This window comes from Saccharopolyspora hattusasensis (assembly GCF_050972075.1).
GTDB lineage: Bacteria > Actinomycetota > Actinomycetes > Mycobacteriales > Pseudonocardiaceae > Saccharopolyspora > Saccharopolyspora hattusasensis.
In genome coordinates this window covers 320,945-336,837 of the sequence record NZ_JBPCDC010000001.1, presented here as the reverse complement: position 1 = coordinate 336,837, position 15,893 = coordinate 320,945, and the positions used below count along the sequence as shown (strand labels likewise).

The window sequence follows — 15,893 nt, the reverse complement described above, 5'->3', positions numbered from 1 at the left end:
GTGGGGAAACCTGCGGGGTCGAAGCCCAGTGTCAAAAGCCCTTATGGGGGAGCGACTGCGCGGTCCGTAGCATGAAGCGAAGCCTGCGGCGTCGTTGGAGGTCTCGTCCCTCGGGGTGGGGTGCAGGGAGTGCCGAGCCGCCGAAATCACGGCGAAGGCCATGGAAGGCGCTGAAGACCTGGAAGTGCAGGCGCTGAAGGACTCTCCGGCGTATGGGGCTCGGAACGTGCAGATAGTGGCGGCGGGAACTGGTGAGGCCCTCCCCGGCCCGGCAACCTGCGGATCTTGTTGCCGGAGCGTGGCGTTCTATAACCGATGACCTCGGGAAGTGAGTGGCTGGCCGGGTGGGCGTCGGAGGCGGTCGTAGTACTGGTTGAGCCGAGCGGACAACACAACCGCCGGTGAGGGAAGGACCGCTGCTTCGTCGGTGTGTCGTGCTCGTCATGGAGGTGCCCGGTGAGTGCCGGTTCGGCTAGTCCCACCGCTTCGGGGTCCCCTCGGGATCCGGTTCGAGCCCTGCAGCATGCGCTTTACCGGGCGGTCAAGGCTGACCCCGGGCGACGGTTTCACTCGCTGTGGGACAAGATCTTCCGCAGGGATGTTCTGCGGTGAGCGTGGATCATGGTGCGCCGTAACGACGGCGCGCCAGGCATTGACAAGACCACTCTGGTCGAGGTCGAGGAGTATGGCGTGGACCGTCTCCTGGACGAGCTGGTCAACGATCTGCGCGACGGCCGGTATCGGCCGTTACCGGCTCGGCGGGTGTTCATTCCCAAACCCGGCAGGCCCGGTGAACGCAGGCCACTGTCGATTCCCTCGGTTCGGGATCGGATCGTGCAGGCCGCGGTGAAGATCGTGCTCGAGCCGGTCTTCGAGGCCGACATGCTGGCGTGCAGTTACGGGTTCCGGCCCAGGCGCGCCGCGCATGACGGGCTGCAAGTGCTGATCGACGAGTCCTGGCGAGGACGACGGTGGGTGGTCGAGACGGACATCGCCAACTGTTTCGGGGCGATCCCGATCGAGAAGTTGATGCATGCGGTTGAGGAACGCGTCTGTGACCAGTCCGTGCTCAAACTCCTGCGCGTGGTCCTGCGCGCCGGGGTGATGGAGGGCGGGACGGTTCGCCGGTCGGTGACCGGCGCCCCGCAAGGGGGTCCGTTGAGCCCTTTACTCTGCAACATCTATCTGCACCGGTTGGACCGGGCGTGGGATGTGCGTGAGCACGGGGTGCTGGTGCGTTTTGCCGACGATGCCGATCCTGGTGGTTAATTGGTTCAGGCTGCCAGGCTGAGTTCGAGGCGGGAGAGGTGGCTGGTGCGGGTCCGGTCGAGCGGGTGGCCGTTCCACCAAGCGTCGAGTCTGATCAGGTTCAGTGCGGCGGCTGAGTAGACGTGGTCGAGGTGGGTCTTGGCCAGGCCTCGGTAGCGGGCACGGCGTAGTCCGGTGACGGCCGTGGCCTGGCGGATCGTGCCTTCGACGCCCGCGCGGAGGGCGTAGTCCTTCTGCCAGTCCTGGGTCTCCTGCTCGGCGCGGGCCCGTCGCAGTGCCTCGGTCATCTCCCTGGGATGTAAGGAGATCTGTCGGCGTCCGCTTTTCGCGGTGGTGCACTGCGCCCGATGTGGGCAGGAGCCACAGACCGTCTTGGAGAACGTGACCACCGTCTTGGGGACCCCGTCTTGGACACAAGGAGTCCACGACGAGCTGAGTTGTCCAGCCGGGCAGGTCACCCGTTGGGCCTGCCAGTCGACGGCGAAGTCCGACGCGGCGAATCCCTCGTGGGCCTTGGCCTGGCGGGAGCGGTCCAGCAGCACAGGGGTGATCAGCGCGATGCCGAAGTTCTCCAGGGACCCCACGATCAGTTCGGCGGACGGGTAACCGGAATCAAGGTAGTGCTCGTCGGGCAGCAGATCCCGTTTCCGCAGAGCCTGATGGATCGGTTCGAGCATCGTGCTGTCAGAGACGGTGGCGTCGGTCGTGGCGACGTTCGTGATCAGATTCGGCTTCTGCGCGGCAGGACAGCGACAGCCGGCATCCTCGGCGGGTTCCGTCGGGGCGGGAGCCGCACAGGTCTCACTGATGTGGACCTTGAAGCCGTTCCAGAACATATCCCGCTTGACGCCCCAACGGGCGTCGGTGTCGTAGGGTGAGGTCAAGCGCCGACAGCCGGGCGGGAGACCACCATCCTTATCGATGTCATTCCCCCGCCGCTTGATCACCTCTCGTCCATTCCTGGCCACGGTGCGCGTGTAGTTCTGGACCAGCACCACGCGCAGGATCTCCACGGCCGGGAGTTCACGCAGCCACGTCGGCGAGGCGGGCGCGTAGACGGCTGCCAGTAACGTGAAGCCGTCTTTGCCGTAGGACAGGGCGAGTTCGTCCTTCTTGGTCTGCGAGGCCGGCAAGCGCCAGGTGTCGATCCGCTGCTGGTAACGCCGGCTCCAGCCCGGAACGTCGAGCACCTCGGCCACCCAATGCGGGGCCGCGGCGGACAGGGCTTCCAGACAAGCCCGCACCGCCTCACCCGCCAACTCCAGCCGGTTGAGGTCCCGCACCGCGGCGATCACATGCGTGGAGTCCGTGCGTTGCTTGCCACCAGCGGTGACCAAGCCCTTGTCCCGCAACACCGCCAGCAGCAGGTCCAGGGCCTTCTCCTCCAGCCGGTGCTGGACAACGCGGGCACGGAACTCGCTGAGCACCGTGTGGTCGAAACCGGGGTCGGTCAACTCCAGCCCCAGCGCGTATTTCCAGGCGAGGTTGGTGCGCACCGCGTCGGCGGCCTGTCGGTCGGTCAGATCCTCCGCCTTCTGCAGCACCGTGATCATGGCGAGCATGCCCGGCGACCAGCCGGGCTTGCCACGAGCCCCGAACGCCGTGGCGAACTCAGCGTCCGCGAACAGCTCACCGAGCTGATCACGGACCTGCACAGCCAACGGCACCTCACGTCGCCCGCTGTACATCGCCCGGATCGCCGCGGCGATCTCCGGGACCGGCTCCGGCCAGGGCTGCGGCTGCACCGACACCACGATCTCCATCCTGCGGCCAGACACCACAAGACTGCCGCAAGATCATCATCCCGGGCCTACCCAACACACCTCACCCAACCCGAGAATTAACCACCAGGGTCGGCTTTGGCCAGAGCGCCGTCGAGGGCGAGGAGTTTGAGCCAGGAGAGCAGGATGGCGGCGGTCATGGAGGTGGTCAGCCAGGCGGTGTTGATCGCGAAGTCGCGGGAGGGGAATCGGCCCAGGCCGGTGTCCTTGCCGGTGCGGATGCAGTCCTCCACCCGGGTGTGCACCCGGTGCGCGGCGTCGATGTACTGCGACTGCCCCAGCCACCCCTTCGTGGTCTCGGGACGGTTGGTGACCCACAGCGTGTAGCGCCACCCGTCTTGGGTTTCGAACAGGGTCAGCTGCGCCCCAGGATGGGGACGTTCGCGACGCGCGAACACCCGCATCTTCTCCGGCCAGGCGGAGAGTTGGTCGCCGCCTGGTCCCTGCCGCAGCAGCCCGGTCAGCTCGGCCACGTGGGCCTGCTCGACCCAGCAGCGGGCGTGTGTGCACCGGGGGTTGTCGCAGGCGTCCTCGGCGCGTCGCTCACGCAGCTGCCCGCGCGGCCCGATCGCCTGCACCCACGCCCGCTCGGGCACCAGCCGGATCACGGTCTTCTCCCGCTCGGTCAGCGCCCACCCCACCGAGTAGATGAGCTGGTATCCGCGCCGGGACGCGAGCTTGTCCAGATGTGCGATGAGCTCGTGACTGGCGCCGGCACCGTCCACAGTGACCATCAACCGCCTCCGAAACTGTTGTGGCAGCGCGGCAATCGCACTATCGGTGATGGCGATGTGGTCCTCGGCTGTGTTGCTGCCGGCCGAACCGCGGCGCAGCATCCACGCCAGCGGCTCACCCCCGGTGTTGTCGCAGTAGGCCTGCAGCGGGTGATGGCCGAACCCCTTGAAGTTCGCCTCCGCCCACTCCTTGTCCGAATGCGCGTCAGTGACCGTCGCGTCGATGCGGACGCAGGTCACCCATCACCCGGAAATCGCTGATCGCCCGCGCCCCGTCGGCGATCGCGCACGCCACATCCGCTACCACCCGGCCCCGGTTATGCACCAGCAACCGGGTGCCGGCCAGCGCCTTCGACAAGCCTGCGGTCAAACCCGTCTTATCGGTCAACCCGCGCAGCAGCGCAAGCCCGGCGTGCGACACGATCCCCTCACCATCAGCGGTGACTTCCAAACCCCGCGACCACCCAGTAGCCTGCACCTCGAAAGTGCTCCTCACCTTGGTTGCGATACGGACGTCAGACACCCGTATCCTCCCAGGTCAGGAGCACTTTCTGTGTTCAGGCACGCCGCAACACAACCGACCCACATGAAAAGTCAGGGCTGGCGAGCTGGTGCCGGCTCCCGAACTGCTGGGCAGCATGCCGGACGTCTGCGGTGCGGGAGATAGCTTCGCGGTTTCGGCGACGCTGGCTCTGGGCCGCGGTATGTCCGTGCTGGAATCCGTTCGGTACGGGGTGGACTGCGCTACCCGCTTCGTTGCCGAAGGCGGAGCAGGTGCCTGGGCGCTCGACGGCGGCGAACCGCCGCCGTCGAGGGCCGGCTCGTCGTTCGCCCGCGTGGAGCGGGTCCGTGCGTGGGGCGGCCGGGTGGTCGCGGCAGGAGGCTGCTTCGACCTGCTGCATCCCGGCCACGTGAGCCTTCTCAGCCGGGCTCGGGCACTAGGTGGCGACGCACTGGTCGTCTGCATGAACTCCGACGACTCCGTGCGGCGTCTCAAAGGTCCGCCTCGCCCGGTGGTGCGCGCGGATGACCGCCGGTGCCTGCTCGAAGCGCTCGAATGCGTGGATGCTGTCGCGGTATTCGACGAAATTTCCCCGTGCGCGCTGTTGGAGCGGATCCGCCCGGACATCTGGGTCAAGGGCGGCGACTACGAAGCCGCGCAGCTTCCCGAGGCCAGTGTGGTCGAACGCCACGGAGGCAGGACCGTGCTCGTTCCGCTGGTGGATGGCTACTCGTCGAGCAGGCTGTTGCAGGACGTGCAGCAGGCCGGCCGATACCGGAGGGAGATCCATGAGAGAGCTGGGTAACGTCCTGATCACCGGGGGTGCGTCCGGGCTCGGCGCCGCCACTGTCGACGCGGTGGCAGCATGCGGCGGGACTCCGCTGGTGCTCGACCGAGCCGTTCCGTCGGGGCCGGTCAAGTTCGCCTGTGTCGACCTGGCCGATCGCAGGGCTGCCGAACATGCCGTACAGGAGCTCGCCGACGCGGTCGGTGGGCTCGACGCGGTGTTCACCGCTGCCGGCATTGATTGCGGATGTAGCCGTCAACCTGCACGGCTGCGGCCCGCAGTCGGTTGCTGCGGTGTTCAGCACGAGGGCCCACACGATCCTGACCCACTTCCACCCGGCATTCCCCGCTGTTCCGGGGCCGAGCTGGCTCGACGACCAGCATGAAGTGCTGCGGTGGTGCCGCATGCTGAACTACTACGGCGTCTGCGCGGACCACGAGGATCTTTTACTCCCGACGCCGACTGCGACCTTGTTCCCGGCTCGGTGATCGTGCACCCCGGGGCCAGCCATGGAGCGCGGCGGTGGCCGGTCGAACGCTTCGCCGCTGTCGCCGGGCGGCTGGCCGCCCAAGGCAATCAGGTGCTGATCACCGGGACTGAAGCAGAGCGCGTTCTCGCGCAACGATTAGTGGGGCTCGCCGGGCTGGCGCCGGAGGCCATGCTCGCTGGCAGGACCGGGCTGTGGCAACTGGCGTGCCTGATCGCCGGTGCGAAGCTGGTCGTCTGCGGCGACACCGGAATCGCGCATCTGGCGACCGCGTACCGCACTCCCTCGGTGGTCCTTTTCGGTCCGGTCCCTCCGAGGCTGTGGGGGCCGCCGACCGGCAGCTGTCACGTTGCCCTGTGGCAAGGTCGACGCGGGAACACCTTTGCCGCTGAACCCGATCCGGGGCTGTTGGCGTTGTCTCCTGGCCGGGTGATCGAAGCCGCCGAGGAATTGCTTCTCGAGGCCAGCCGATCGGAGGCGGAGTAGCGGATGCGCGGAAACGAGAACGCGTCGATCGCGGTGTGCGGCGAAGGGCTGACTGCCGCCGTCGTGGCAGCAGGTTTGGCCTCGCTCGGGCACCACGTCGCCTGTTCCCGGGAGGTGTGGTCCGCGGACCTGGCGTCCGAACCCGGCCTGCAGCGTGTGCTCTTCGAAAGGCAGGGGTCCGGGTGGCTGCGGGTCGAGGAACCGGCCGGAGCCGCGTTCGCATTCGTGTGCGGATTGCCAGTGTCTCGAATGATCGAGATGGAATCTCGGTTGGTGCCCGGGTGTGTCCCGCATCCACGAGCAGGGTCTCGGAGAGCTCGTACGCGACGGGACCCTGTCCGAGCGCCTGACATTCACGCATTCGCCCGATCCAGCCGTGCGTCAGGCGGACGCCGTCTTCCTGTGCGTTCCGACCCCGATGGCGTCGGGCGGAGGCGCGAACCTGGCAGCGGTGGAGTCGGTTACACGGCAAGTGCGTGGCATCCTGCCTGCAGGCAGCGTGCTCGTGACGAAATCAACCGTGCCGGTGGGTACTGCGGCCCGACTGTCCGAACTGGTGAATCGGTGCGATGTCGCTGTGGTGAGCAATCCTGAATTCCTCCGCGAAGGCATGGCCGTGCACGACTTCCTGAATCCCGACAGGATTATCGTGGGCTCCGAGGACGAAGAAGCGGCACAACAGGTCGCCGAACTGTATGTGCGTGTGGACGCGCCGACGGTGCATACCGATCCGGCGAGCGCGGAGTTGATCAAGTATGCGGCTAACTGCTTCCTGGCGACCAAGTTGTCCTACATCAACGACCTCGCAGAAATCTGCGAGCGGTTCGGAGCGGACATCGCCAGGGTCACCGAGTGCATGGGGCACGACCGCAGGATCGCGAACTCGTTCATGCGGCCCGGGCCGGGTTGGGGTGGTTCGTGCCTGCCCAAGGACACCACTGCGCTGGTGCGCGCAGCCGAGATCATCGGCTTGGATCTACCGCTGGTACGAGCGGCGATCGAGGCCAACCGGCGCCAGCGGTAGAGGGTGGTGGACAAGCTGGTCTCAGTCTGCGGCGGATCGCTCTCCGGCGTCCGCCTGGGGCTTCTGGGATTGACCTTCAAGGCCGGAACGGATGATCTACGGGATTCACCGGCGGTGGCTGTGGCACGGCTGTTGTCGGAGCAGGGCGCCGACTTGATCGCCTACGATCCGTCGCTGCGCGGTGACGAACCGGATCTCCCATCTGGTGTTGCACTCGTGGACACCGCCTACCACGCCCCAAAGGGGTGAGGGGCCTCGAGTTCATGGGCGAAGACATTTTGCCTGATCCTGTACTGGTAGAGCGGTTCCTGCAGGAGGCAACGGACGGGCAGAACCCCGGAATGCTTGCCGCGCCGGCGTTTCGGCTCCCGAACGCACCGGACGACCTCGAGCGACGGCTCGCGAAGTTCTGCGAGTGAGGGCGGCACGACATGGGCCTGTGGTACATCCGCCGCCTCGCCGACGGTCGGTGGCAGGTTTTAAGTCCTAGTTGGCGGCATTGCCGGGCACGAGCCCGACGTGCTTGTGGGATCAAGCTGTTGGTGCGGTCACCGATCTGACAATCTGCAATGATAAGCGCGGAGCGGTGGTAGATTCGCCCAATGTGGCCGTTCTTTTCGAATGTGGGGAAAGTGCTCTCGGAGTAGGGTGTCGAAACGTCGGCCAGCTGTGGTCCAGGTGTGGCTGGCGGCCAGCAAAAGGCTGAAGCATCCGGTGTCTGCGAGTGCGGCGGAGATGCTGTGCAGGATTCGATGCTGGTCCTCGATAGGCATGAGTGTCCACGGAAGTGAGCTGATAACACAGTCGACGGCGGGGATTCGGCGGTCGTTGAGAATGGTGATCAACTCGGCTGCGGAGCCGCAGACCACCTCGACGTTGTCTGCGGTGTGCTTTGCTCTTAGCTGCGTAGCCAGTGCCGGGCTGATCTCAACGGACAGTAGCAGCGCAGTCGACGGTAGTCGGTGTCGGAGCGCGCTCGTGATGACGCCGGTGCCAGCCCCTAGTTCCACGACGTGGCGCGCTTCTTCTATCGCGAGGCGGTCGATGAAGGCCTCGGCACAACACAGTGGGGTGCTGGCAACGGCACCGGTCCGTCTGGGATGGCGAACGCATTCCAACAGGATGGCTGAGTTCCGTCCCTCGAACGTTGGCCAACGATTTGCCATAGCCCCTACTCGCCGCCTTTCTGGATGTAGGAGCGAACGAACCTTTCTGCATCCTCGCCCGTGTTCGGGTCCGCCTCATCACGGCCCCCTCCCTCCGCGGAAAGTTCCGGCAACTTCGGCGTACCCGTTGAACTTCGTTGACAAGCACGACGTGGGTGCACCGTCGCGCACACATCGATACCAACGGGTTCGCGAGGGCCGTCTGTGCGCGGCAAATCCGAATCTTGTTCGTTTGCAGGAACCAGCAGCGCAAACGAGCAGCACTGTTTCGGAAGGGTTCACGACTCGGACGACTGAAGGCGCGGATTAGTGACTGGGTGTGTTGGTGGTTTCGGAGTGGCTGATCGTGAGGAGTGCGATGTCGTCGTCGGGTGGCTGGGTGCCGATGAGCTTGTTCATCACCGTGGTGCAGACGGTGCTGGCTGGCGCGGGGTTGATTGCGTCGCAGAGCTGGTCGAGTCCGATGTCGATCGACCGGTGGCGGCGTTCGACCAGGCCGTCGGTGTAGAAGCAAACGACTCCTTGTGCGGGTAGTTCGATCACGCTGGTCCGCCGGTCACGGTGGGTGACTCCCAGTCCGACGGGTGGGTCTACGGGTACTGGGGCGAGGCTGCTTCGGCGGGAGGGTTTGGCGATGACTGGTGGTAGGTGGCCTGCCATGGAGATGCGCAGGGCGGCCGCTGCGGGGTCGTAGATCGAGTAGGCGACGGTGGCCATGGCGTTCGGCTCGAAGTGGGTGACTTTGCGGTCCAGTTTGTGCAAGACCTGCGCTGGGTCTTCGGTTTCGAGGGCGTAGGCGCGTAGTGCGCTGCGTAGTCTGCCCATGATGATGGCTGCGGGCAGGCCGTTGCCGACGACGTCTCCGATCACGATGCCGATGTGGCCGGTGGGTAGTGTGAAGACGTCGTACCAGTCGCCTCCGACGCCGGGGTCGGTGCCTGAGACGTATCGTGCGTCGAGGGTTATTCCTGGAACTGTGGGGAGTTTCGTGGGTAGCAGGCTGTGTTGGAGGGCTTTCGTCGCGGCGCGTTCGGCGTGGGTGGTGCTGGCGCGGATTGCCAGTGCGATGCGGTCGGCGACGAGTTGGAGCAGGTGTATGTCGTGTTCGCTGAAGCGGCGGGTGCGGTAGGTGCCGACGTAGAGCACGCCGATGATGTCACCGCCTGCCAGCATCGGTGTGCCGATCAGTGTTGAGATTCCATGCTGTTGGAACGCGGGTAGGAGTACGGAGGGGTCGTGTGCGCTGTCCAGGATCGGCCGTGGGCGGCCGGCGGCGGTGTGGGCGAAGCTGGGGCGGACGTGGCTGCGGATGTCTTGGCGGACCAGGTCTTTGATTCCCACTGCGGCGGTGGCGACCAGCAGCTCGCTGGCGGGTTCGTAACGCATGACCGCGGCGGTGTCGACATCGAGCAGGTCGCTGCTGCGGTGCAGCATTTCCTGTAGTAGGTCGTCGGATTCGAGATGTGCCAATGCCGTGTCGGTGATGAGCTCGATCTGCCGTAAACGCTCTTCCGCGCCGTCGGAGGAACTGACCGAGGTTCGCATGTAGAACATGGTAGTCCCGGCGTTGCGGCGGCATCTTTGCGTTCGGGTGGTGCGGGGACCACCATGGGCGCATGTCCACGTTTTCTGGCTCAAGCGACCAAGCGACACCGTTGAGTGTGGTGACCCGGTGGTCTGACCGCGTCCTGTTGATGGAGGTCGGGGGTGAGGTCGAACTACTCAACGCTCCTCGCGTCGAGTCAGCGATCATGAATGCTTTCGATCTGCGGCCAGAGATTCTGATCTTGGATTTCAGTGGGGTGACGTTCCTGTCCTCGGCGGGGCTCGCCGTGCTGGTTCGTGCTCACAACCGTGCCGGAACCGATATCGGTTTCCGGGTGGTCGTGGACGGCCCGGCGACGGTGCGGCCCATTCAGTTGACTGGGCTCGATCAGGAGATCGAGTGTTTCTCTTCCCAGGAACAGGCGTTGGCCGCCGTCGCTGGCTCCTGATGTTCCGCGATGGTTTGGACGGATGGGGCTGGAGATGATGTCGAACGGGGGTGTTACGCCGGGTGCTGCCGGCGACGGGGAGTGCCCGGTTCCGGCGCTGCGTTACCAGCGGGTCCGGGCGTCGCCGGGAGAGCTTCCTGCGTTGCGTGATGAGCTGGCCGGTTGGGGCCGTTGCGCGGGACTGGGTAGCGACGCTGTGCAGGCGCTTGCGCTCGCGTGTTACGAGGCGATGGCGAACGTGGTCGAGCATGCGTACGCGCATGCGGGCGAGATGGATGTGGAGGCTGTGCACTTCGCTGCCGAGCGCCGGGTTCAGGTGACGGTCACTGATCGCGGTAGTTGGGTGCCGTTGGGGTTGGGTGCCGGTGTCGAAGGCGGTCGGGGTTTGCCGCTGATACGTCGGCTCGCCGACGAGGCCGTGATTACCCCGAGTGATACCGGCTCGGTGGTGACCATGAGTTGGTCGACCGCTGGTGAGTCCAGCTGAATGCTGCTCGCTTGCTGGACCGGCCAGCACGATCGCCTACGGTCAGCTTGGTGAAGATGTTGCGGAGGTGCGTTCTTGACCGTGCGCTGGGATATGCCCAGTGATCGTGCGATCTGCCTGTTTGGAGCGGCGGAGGCTTGCTTGGTTGCTGTGCACGCCTTCGACTGTCACGGCGCCACGCCTCCCAGGGTGTGCGTGCTGACCGACACGCCTCACAGGAGAGATCAACATGGGCCCCGAGTTGGCACACCACGGATCCTGCGGTCAAGCGAAACGTCAACGTCAGCCACCACGACCTCGGGCTCTGGTGGTGTTCGCGCATCCGCGGCTACGGTTCGCGTCGTGCTCTGAGGTCTCCGGAGGTGTGCAGGTCTACGCTTTCCATCGCGGTCCAGTAACGGGTGGCATCCGTGACGGCCACGGCCAACTCGTCGCTGAGCCTGGCCAGATGTGTTCCGGCGACCCGGAGCTTGTCGGCGGGGTGGTCGCTGATGCTGGCTCGTTCCAGCTCCTGTTCGTCGAAGCGCCCTACCTGTGCGGCCAGCACGGAGCTCAGGTGGCCGAGTTGAGCGAGGGTGCCCACGATCGCTGAACCGAAGGCGTGGAGCTCGCGCAAGGACGGCTCCTGGGTTCTGGCCTGTCGGTTCACGGCCGCCGCCACCGCGTCGCGTCCGCGGAGCAGCGCTTCCAAGGGATGTTCGTGCTCAGGCATGAGGGGTACCTCTTCCGCTGCGTCATGACCCCTTCGAGGAGCTCACCCGCACCGCCGCTCGGCTTACCGAGAGGCGCGCGGACGCTTCTGATCAATGCGGCTAGGCGTTGTCGTTCCCGTGCCAGGAGGAACGGAGTTCGGTGCGCGGCATCGGCTTGCCAGCCGCTGGGCATCCTCCAGTTCGTGCGCTCGCGTGCGTAACTCCGTTGCCCGCAGCGGGTCGGCGCTTGTCTCAAACTCGGTGAGTAGTCGGGCGCGGAGTTTCTGCGCTCCGGCGCGGCGGCCGGCATAGGGATCGGCTTCTCCCCGGTGGGGATGGGTTGCGGCCGTCGTGTGTCGGGGGGCGAGCAAGACAAGACCCCCGCAGTCGGTGGCGACCATCCAGTCGTCAACGGTGGTCTCCAGGTCGGTCAGGCCGATGTCTGCCAGGCTGCCGAGTCCACACAGATCGGTCTCGGCGGCGCAGTCGGCGGGCGCCAGCGCGTTCCACCACACGTGGTGGTTGGTCACCGCCGCAGCCACGATCAAGGCCCCGTGCCGGTCGTGCTGGTCCAGGACCCAGTCCAGGGTGTCGCCGGGCACGCAGACGACCACGGGCACACCGCCGACCCGGCAGGCGGGGAGCGTGGCCAGCCGGGCACGCAAACGCTGGTCGGTGAGAACCTCCATCAAGACCTGGGCGGTGTGTTCGCGTTCCAGGACACGCTCGTCGAGGGCTTCTCGTACCCACAGACCATCGCCGACGGCGTGCTCGGTGTGCTCGACCCATCCTGATCGCGTCACGTCGCCGATGGTGGTGGCCACCATCAGCCGTTGGGCCTGCCCCAGCGTAGGCGCGCGAACGTGCACGGGAATGCCACCGCTGCAAGTCGCATAGCCACGCCACCGAAGCTGGTGGTCCAATTCGCACCGGTAAACCACATGCCGCGCTGCCATCGCCCCAGCCATCGCCCCACACCACCTTCCCACTGGCCTAAGATCTCTCACGAGACGGCGGCACATACTGTGAATCAACAACCTTGCAAATCTAATGTTGTGGTTTCAGAATAAGTGGCGCAGAGCTGTTGACAAGAGGTCTACCAGCAAAAACAAGGGAGGTGGGCTGCTGCCGATCCCTTCTTCCCACGGAGCGCCGCGGAGAGTTCCGGCCAAGGCTCCGCACCCCGCAGCCGACTGCGTGTGCGTTACGCGAGCGCGTGTAAGGACGTGATAGGCGATGACGTGGACCACATCAGCGACTACCCCGACAGGGCGCATACCGATCTCATGAGGTGGACATGATCGACCGTCCCCCGGCCCACCGTGCGGCCAGCGCCTTTGACGACGCCGACTATCCCGCCTACACCATGGGCCGCGCCGCCGCGATCCTCGGTGTCACCCCCGAGTACCTCCGCAGCCTCGATGCCACCGGCCTGCTCACCCCCGACCGCTCCGCCGGCGGACACCGCCGCTACAGCCGCACCGAACTAACCCTCGCCGCCCGCGTCCGCGAACTCCTCGACTCCGGCCTCACCGTCCTGTCCGCCGCTTGCCGCATCGCCGAGCTCGAACGCGCCCTGGCTGTCACCCGCAGCCGCCTCACCGAACGCGACCTCACACCCCACACCGACGGACCGCACAGCCGCCCCGCTGGGTCAGCTGGAACAACCTGATCACGCCGTGCCGACGCCCCCCAGCGCGTGAACAACGTGCCGACCGTGAGCGCTTTTGGGCGCCACAGCACCCGAAACCACTCACGTACCTGAACCGGCCGCCTGGTCCTGCCAGGTTGTGCCAGTGCCAGCCATGCACCGTAGGCATACCGCGGGGAAGAGCTCATGTTGGAGCGCACGGAGAAACTTTCCGTATGCAGGGGTAGGTGCATACTGATGGGCGAGCACGGTGTCCGTCATGCCAGACACCGCGAGGCGCTAATGATCGAGGTTGTCCATGGCCCGAAGCGGCATCGACATCCTTGGAGAAGGGGTGCAGCGCCATGACGTGGTTTCCTCGCCTGCTTGGCATCGGAACTGCCGCGGTCGGCGCAGTCGTCGTATTGCGTCCAGAGACCCTCGCGAGTGCCTGTGGGCTGTGTGATTCGGATGGGAACGTCGAACCGAGTACGGCTGTCCTCTGCCGTGGCATCGGTGTACGAGACGTTCTTTCCGGGCTGGCAATGACCTTTGTGCCGAGCCAGGAAACGCTGCGACTGGCCGTCGTGGCCCGTGCCACGGCCGACTTCGGTGACGCAGCCGTCCTTGATCTTCTGCCCGGCGATTCGCAGACACGGAACATCGTGGCGACGTTGGTAGCCGGGCGAGGCGTGCTGTGCGCGTTGAGTGGCCTGACCATAGGTTCGGACGCAGCAGACGAAGAAGCTGTAGAGCTGGCAGACGACCAGCAAACCTGCGTTTGGGGAAGAGAATCCCGAGAGGGGCGCGTGACCGGCTGGATGTCGCCCGTGCGGCGCTGGGTAAGGGAGATTGTCGGGAGAAGCAGCCCTTACGCCCTTAGGGCACCGGGAATAACGTTTTCGGGAGCGTGAATGATGGTCACACGCGCAGAACGAGGCGAACAGGTCCAATCAGGACACAGGGCAGCATCGATCGCGGCGTGTATGTGTATGGGATCGTCTACCACCGGGAGAAGCTCCCGGAAGAGCTACCCTCGTTCGGAGACGGCGAGGCAGAAGTAGGTGTCGCCTCGTACGGCAAGCTCTCCGCATTGGTCAGCGACGTGCAACTCTCTCGCCCGCTCGGGACACGCAAGGATTTGCTCGCGCATGAACGAGTACTTGACACTTTGGCGGCGGAAGTCACCGTGATACCAATGCGTTTCGGTTCCGTCGTAAGTACCAAGGAAGCTGTCATCGACGAGCTCCTGGCGCCCCATGAAGGCCACTTCAATGAAATGCTCTCCGAGCCCGGAGATCCAGGAACTGCGCGCAGTCGTTCAAGATAGTCCCGAGGATGCCGGCTACGCCGAGCGACGGCCGCCGCGTGTGCCGGTCGGCCCGTGCGCTTCGGTGGTCGCCCGGTCGATGACCACTCCGCCGTCAGCCCGACCGCACCCGCCTATGTCCTCATCTGATGGTTTCGCCTGGTCAGGGCCCCGAGCGCGCCCGGGTGCTATCGCGCCTCGCCAGCCCACAGGCCCTGAGCTGCGGAAATGGGGCTGATCGGCGTGCGGTTTCGCGTGGGACCGGTGCGGGTAGTGCGAGGGCAGTCCAGCACAGCATTCGAAAGGATCAGCCATGACCACAGCGCGCGACATCATGCATGCAGGGGCGAAGTGCATCGATGAGGACGACAGCCTGTACACGGCCGCGCAGATGATGCGCGACCTCAAGGTCGGCTCGTTGCCGATCTGCGGTCGGGACAACCGGCTGCACGGCATCATCACGGACCGCGACATTGTCCTACGCTGCTGCGCGGAAGGCCGCAACCTAGCCGAGATGAGGGCCGGGGAACTGGCCCAGGGCAAGCCATACTGGGTCGACGCCGGCTCCGATGTGGATCATGTGCTGTCGATGATGGAGCAGCACCAGATCCGGCGGGTGCCGGTCATCGCCGACCACAAGCTGGTCGGCATGATCAGCGAGGCCGACCTGGCCCGGCACCTCAGCGACGAGCAGCTGGCGCATTTCGTGGAGAGCATCTACGCGTCGAGGTGATGCCCGAGACCGGTGCCCGGTTGCCGCCGGGTGCCGGCTGGTCGCCGCCTTCGGCGGGTCTTGGCCAGCGCCCAGTAGAAGCGCTATTTATCCTGGTCAGTGCCCTCCCTAGGAATCCGGGGCGAAGGGGGCGGGAAAATCAGATGACCACACGCGTCTTCGTGGTCGACGACCACGATGTGATTCGGCGGGGCATCGCGGCCCTTGTTGGGGCCGTGGACGACCTCGAACTGGTCGGCGAGGCCGCCACGGTCGCCGAAGCGCTGGCCTGGGTGCCGAAGGCCAACCCTGATGTTGCGGTCCTGGACGTGCGACTGCCGGACGGCAACGGCGTCGAGCTTTGCCGCGAGCTCCAGTCTCAGCTGCCTGAGCTGCGCTGCCTGATGCTGACCTCCTTCGACGACCACGACGCCCTGATGGACGCGATCATGGCCGGCGCCGCCGGGTTCGTGCTTAAGGGCGTGGTCAGCGAGGAACTGGTCACCGCGATCCGCACCGCCGGGGCCGGGCAGTCGCTGCTCAGCCCCAAGAAGACCGAGGCGATGCTGTCCTGGCTGCGCCGGGAGCAGCAGCAGACCGACCCGCTGCGCGAGCTGACCGCGCGCGAGCGGCAGGTGCTGGAACTTATCGGCGAGGGGCTCACCAACAGGGAGATCGCCAACCGCATGTTCCTAGCCGAGAAGACCATCAAGAACTACGTGTCGCAGATGCTGGCCAAGCTGGCCATGCGGCACCGCAGCGAAGTGGCCGTGCTGGCCACCGAGCTGCGGCTGGACCGCGATTCGCGCGGCAAGCGCTGACGCGGGGCGGAG

19 protein-coding genes and 1 pseudogene are annotated in these 15,893 nt (G+C 65.8%); 13 read left to right on the top strand and 7 right to left on the bottom strand.

From position 1 onward, the window contains the following. Positions 1–621 precede the first annotated feature (621 nt). Positions 622–1,269: a reverse transcriptase domain-containing protein gene (locus tag ACRXBZ_RS01715; protein WP_433877453.1), complete on the top strand. Its 648-nt coding sequence runs from the start codon at positions 622–624 to the stop codon at positions 1,267–1,269. Between the two features lie 5 nt (positions 1,270–1,274). Here the strand turns inward: ACRXBZ_RS01715 and ACRXBZ_RS01710 are convergent, their stop codons facing one another. The 3 genes from ACRXBZ_RS01710 to ACRXBZ_RS01700 all read right to left on the bottom strand — a co-directional run bounded on the left by ACRXBZ_RS01710 (position 1,275) and on the right by ACRXBZ_RS01700 (position 4,307). Continuing rightward, positions 1,275–3,047: an IS1182 family transposase gene (locus ACRXBZ_RS01710; RefSeq protein ID WP_433877452.1), complete on the bottom strand. Its 1,773-nt coding sequence runs from the start codon at positions 3,045–3,047 to the stop codon at positions 1,275–1,277. 62 nt (positions 3,048–3,109) lie between these two features. Then, positions 3,110–4,024 (bottom strand): transposase, encoded by a 915-nt coding sequence (locus ACRXBZ_RS01705; RefSeq protein WP_433877451.1) that lies wholly within the window; start codon positions 4,022–4,024, stop codon positions 3,110–3,112. Further along, on the bottom strand, positions 3,990–4,307 hold the full coding sequence (locus ACRXBZ_RS01700) for a hypothetical protein (protein WP_433877450.1): 318 nt from the start codon (positions 4,305–4,307) through the stop codon (positions 3,990–3,992). The genes ACRXBZ_RS01705 and ACRXBZ_RS01700 overlap by 35 nt, the downstream gene beginning before the upstream one ends. 88 nt (positions 4,308–4,395) lie before the next feature. Here ACRXBZ_RS01700 and ACRXBZ_RS01695 point away from each other — a divergent pair, with 88 nt between their 5' ends. From ACRXBZ_RS01695 to ACRXBZ_RS01670, 6 genes and pseudogenes are all read left to right on the top strand, one after another. Further along, on the top strand, positions 4,396–5,091 hold the full coding sequence (locus tag ACRXBZ_RS01695) for an adenylyltransferase/cytidyltransferase family protein (protein WP_433877449.1): 696 nt from the start codon (positions 4,396–4,398) through the stop codon (positions 5,089–5,091). After that, a pseudogene (locus tag ACRXBZ_RS01690) lies at positions 5,075–5,314 on the top strand (SDR family NAD(P)-dependent oxidoreductase); the annotation flags it as partial. The gene ACRXBZ_RS01695 and the pseudogene ACRXBZ_RS01690, both read left to right, overlap by 17 nt. After that, positions 5,247–5,561, top strand: coding sequence for a hypothetical protein (locus ACRXBZ_RS01685; RefSeq protein WP_433884131.1), 315 nt, complete (start codon positions 5,247–5,249; stop codon positions 5,559–5,561). The pseudogene ACRXBZ_RS01690 and the gene ACRXBZ_RS01685, both read left to right, overlap by 68 nt. Further along, positions 5,468–6,046: a glycosyltransferase family 9 protein gene (locus ACRXBZ_RS01680; RefSeq protein ID WP_433877448.1), complete on the top strand. Its 579-nt coding sequence runs from the start codon at positions 5,468–5,470 to the stop codon at positions 6,044–6,046. The genes ACRXBZ_RS01685 and ACRXBZ_RS01680 overlap by 94 nt, the downstream gene beginning before the upstream one ends. Positions 6,047–6,329: 283 nt before the next feature. Then, a complete protein-coding gene (locus tag ACRXBZ_RS01675; RefSeq protein ID WP_433877447.1) occupies positions 6,330–7,070 on the top strand; it encodes a nucleotide sugar dehydrogenase in 741 nt (246 codons plus the stop codon). 6 nt (positions 7,071–7,076) lie between these two features. Then, the gene (locus ACRXBZ_RS01670) at positions 7,077–7,319 is read left to right on the top strand and encodes a UDP binding domain-containing protein (RefSeq protein WP_433877446.1); all 243 of its coding nucleotides are present in this window, start codon (positions 7,077–7,079) and stop codon (positions 7,317–7,319) included. Between the two features lie 299 nt (positions 7,320–7,618). On the opposite strand, the gene ACRXBZ_RS01665 is transcribed toward ACRXBZ_RS01670, so the two are convergent. After that, positions 7,619–8,236, bottom strand: coding sequence for a class I SAM-dependent methyltransferase (locus ACRXBZ_RS01665; RefSeq protein WP_433877445.1), 618 nt, complete (start codon positions 8,234–8,236; stop codon positions 7,619–7,621). A gap of 306 nt (positions 8,237–8,542) precedes the next feature. Then, positions 8,543–9,790, bottom strand: coding sequence for a PP2C family protein-serine/threonine phosphatase (locus ACRXBZ_RS01660; RefSeq protein ID WP_433877444.1), 1,248 nt, complete (start codon positions 9,788–9,790; stop codon positions 8,543–8,545). Positions 9,791–9,852: 62 nt separating this feature from the next. On the opposite strand from ACRXBZ_RS01660, the gene ACRXBZ_RS01655 reads away from it, so the two are divergent. Both ACRXBZ_RS01655 and ACRXBZ_RS01650 read left to right on the top strand, forming a co-directional pair. Continuing rightward, positions 9,853–10,230: an STAS domain-containing protein gene (locus ACRXBZ_RS01655; protein ID WP_433877443.1), complete on the top strand. Its 378-nt coding sequence runs from the start codon at positions 9,853–9,855 to the stop codon at positions 10,228–10,230. Between the two features lie 22 nt (positions 10,231–10,252). Further along, entirely contained in the window at positions 10,253–10,717 is a 465-nt protein-coding gene (locus tag ACRXBZ_RS01650; protein WP_433877442.1) for an ATP-binding protein, read from the top strand. A 328-nt stretch (positions 10,718–11,045) separates the two neighbouring features. Here ACRXBZ_RS01650 and ACRXBZ_RS01645 read toward each other — a convergent pair whose 3' ends face one another. Together ACRXBZ_RS01645 and ACRXBZ_RS01640 are read right to left on the bottom strand one after the other, a co-directional pair. Next, positions 11,046–11,429, bottom strand: coding sequence for a hypothetical protein (locus ACRXBZ_RS01645; RefSeq protein WP_433877441.1), 384 nt, complete (start codon positions 11,427–11,429; stop codon positions 11,046–11,048). 63 nt (positions 11,430–11,492) lie between these two features. After that, positions 11,493–12,278, bottom strand: coding sequence for a hypothetical protein (locus tag ACRXBZ_RS01640; RefSeq protein ID WP_433877440.1), 786 nt, complete (start codon positions 12,276–12,278; stop codon positions 11,493–11,495). 428 nt (positions 12,279–12,706) lie between these two features. Here ACRXBZ_RS01640 and ACRXBZ_RS01635 point away from each other — a divergent pair, with 428 nt between their 5' ends. The 4 genes from ACRXBZ_RS01635 to ACRXBZ_RS01620 all read left to right on the top strand — a co-directional run bounded on the left by ACRXBZ_RS01635 (position 12,707) and on the right by ACRXBZ_RS01620 (position 15,881). Next, on the top strand, positions 12,707–13,081 hold the full coding sequence (locus ACRXBZ_RS01635) for a MerR family transcriptional regulator (protein WP_433877439.1): 375 nt from the start codon (positions 12,707–12,709) through the stop codon (positions 13,079–13,081). A 940-nt stretch (positions 13,082–14,021) separates the two neighbouring features. Continuing rightward, positions 14,022–14,369, top strand: a complete 348-nt coding sequence (locus ACRXBZ_RS01630) for a GvpL/GvpF family gas vesicle protein (RefSeq protein WP_433877438.1) — start codon at positions 14,022–14,024, stop codon at positions 14,367–14,369. Between the two features lie 292 nt (positions 14,370–14,661). Next, a complete protein-coding gene (locus ACRXBZ_RS01625; RefSeq protein ID WP_433877437.1) occupies positions 14,662–15,081 on the top strand; it encodes a CBS domain-containing protein in 420 nt (139 codons plus the stop codon). A 143-nt stretch (positions 15,082–15,224) separates the two neighbouring features. Then, positions 15,225–15,881, top strand: a complete 657-nt coding sequence (locus ACRXBZ_RS01620; protein ID WP_433877436.1) for a response regulator — start codon at positions 15,225–15,227, stop codon at positions 15,879–15,881. Positions 15,882–15,893: the final 12 nt, after the last annotated feature.

Excerpts from the sequence above, each read along its gene's own strand:
- ACRXBZ_RS01715 (WP_433877453.1), top strand. The coding sequence starts at position 622 with ATGGTGCGCCGTAACGACGGCGCGCCAGGCATTGACAAGACCACTCTG.
- ACRXBZ_RS01685 (WP_433884131.1), top strand. The coding sequence starts at position 5,247 with ATGCCGTACAGGAGCTCGCCGACGCGGTCGGTGGGCTCGACGCGGTGT.
- ACRXBZ_RS01665 (WP_433877445.1), bottom strand. The coding sequence starts at position 8,236 with ATGGCAAATCGTTGGCCAACGTTCGAGGGACGGAACTCAGCCATCCTG.
- ACRXBZ_RS01660 (WP_433877444.1), bottom strand. The coding sequence starts at position 9,790 with ATGTTCTACATGCGAACCTCGGTCAGTTCCTCCGACGGCGCGGAAGAG.
- ACRXBZ_RS01655 (WP_433877443.1), top strand. The coding sequence starts at position 9,853 with ATGTCCACGTTTTCTGGCTCAAGCGACCAAGCGACACCGTTGAGTGTG.
- ACRXBZ_RS01650 (WP_433877442.1), top strand. The coding sequence starts at position 10,253 with ATGGGGCTGGAGATGATGTCGAACGGGGGTGTTACGCCGGGTGCTGCC.
- ACRXBZ_RS01645 (WP_433877441.1), bottom strand. The coding sequence starts at position 11,429 with ATGCCTGAGCACGAACATCCCTTGGAAGCGCTGCTCCGCGGACGCGAC.
- ACRXBZ_RS01635 (WP_433877439.1), top strand. The coding sequence starts at position 12,707 with ATGATCGACCGTCCCCCGGCCCACCGTGCGGCCAGCGCCTTTGACGAC.
- ACRXBZ_RS01625 (WP_433877437.1), top strand. The coding sequence starts at position 14,662 with ATGACCACAGCGCGCGACATCATGCATGCAGGGGCGAAGTGCATCGAT.
- ACRXBZ_RS01620 (WP_433877436.1), top strand. The coding sequence starts at position 15,225 with ATGACCACACGCGTCTTCGTGGTCGACGACCACGATGTGATTCGGCGG.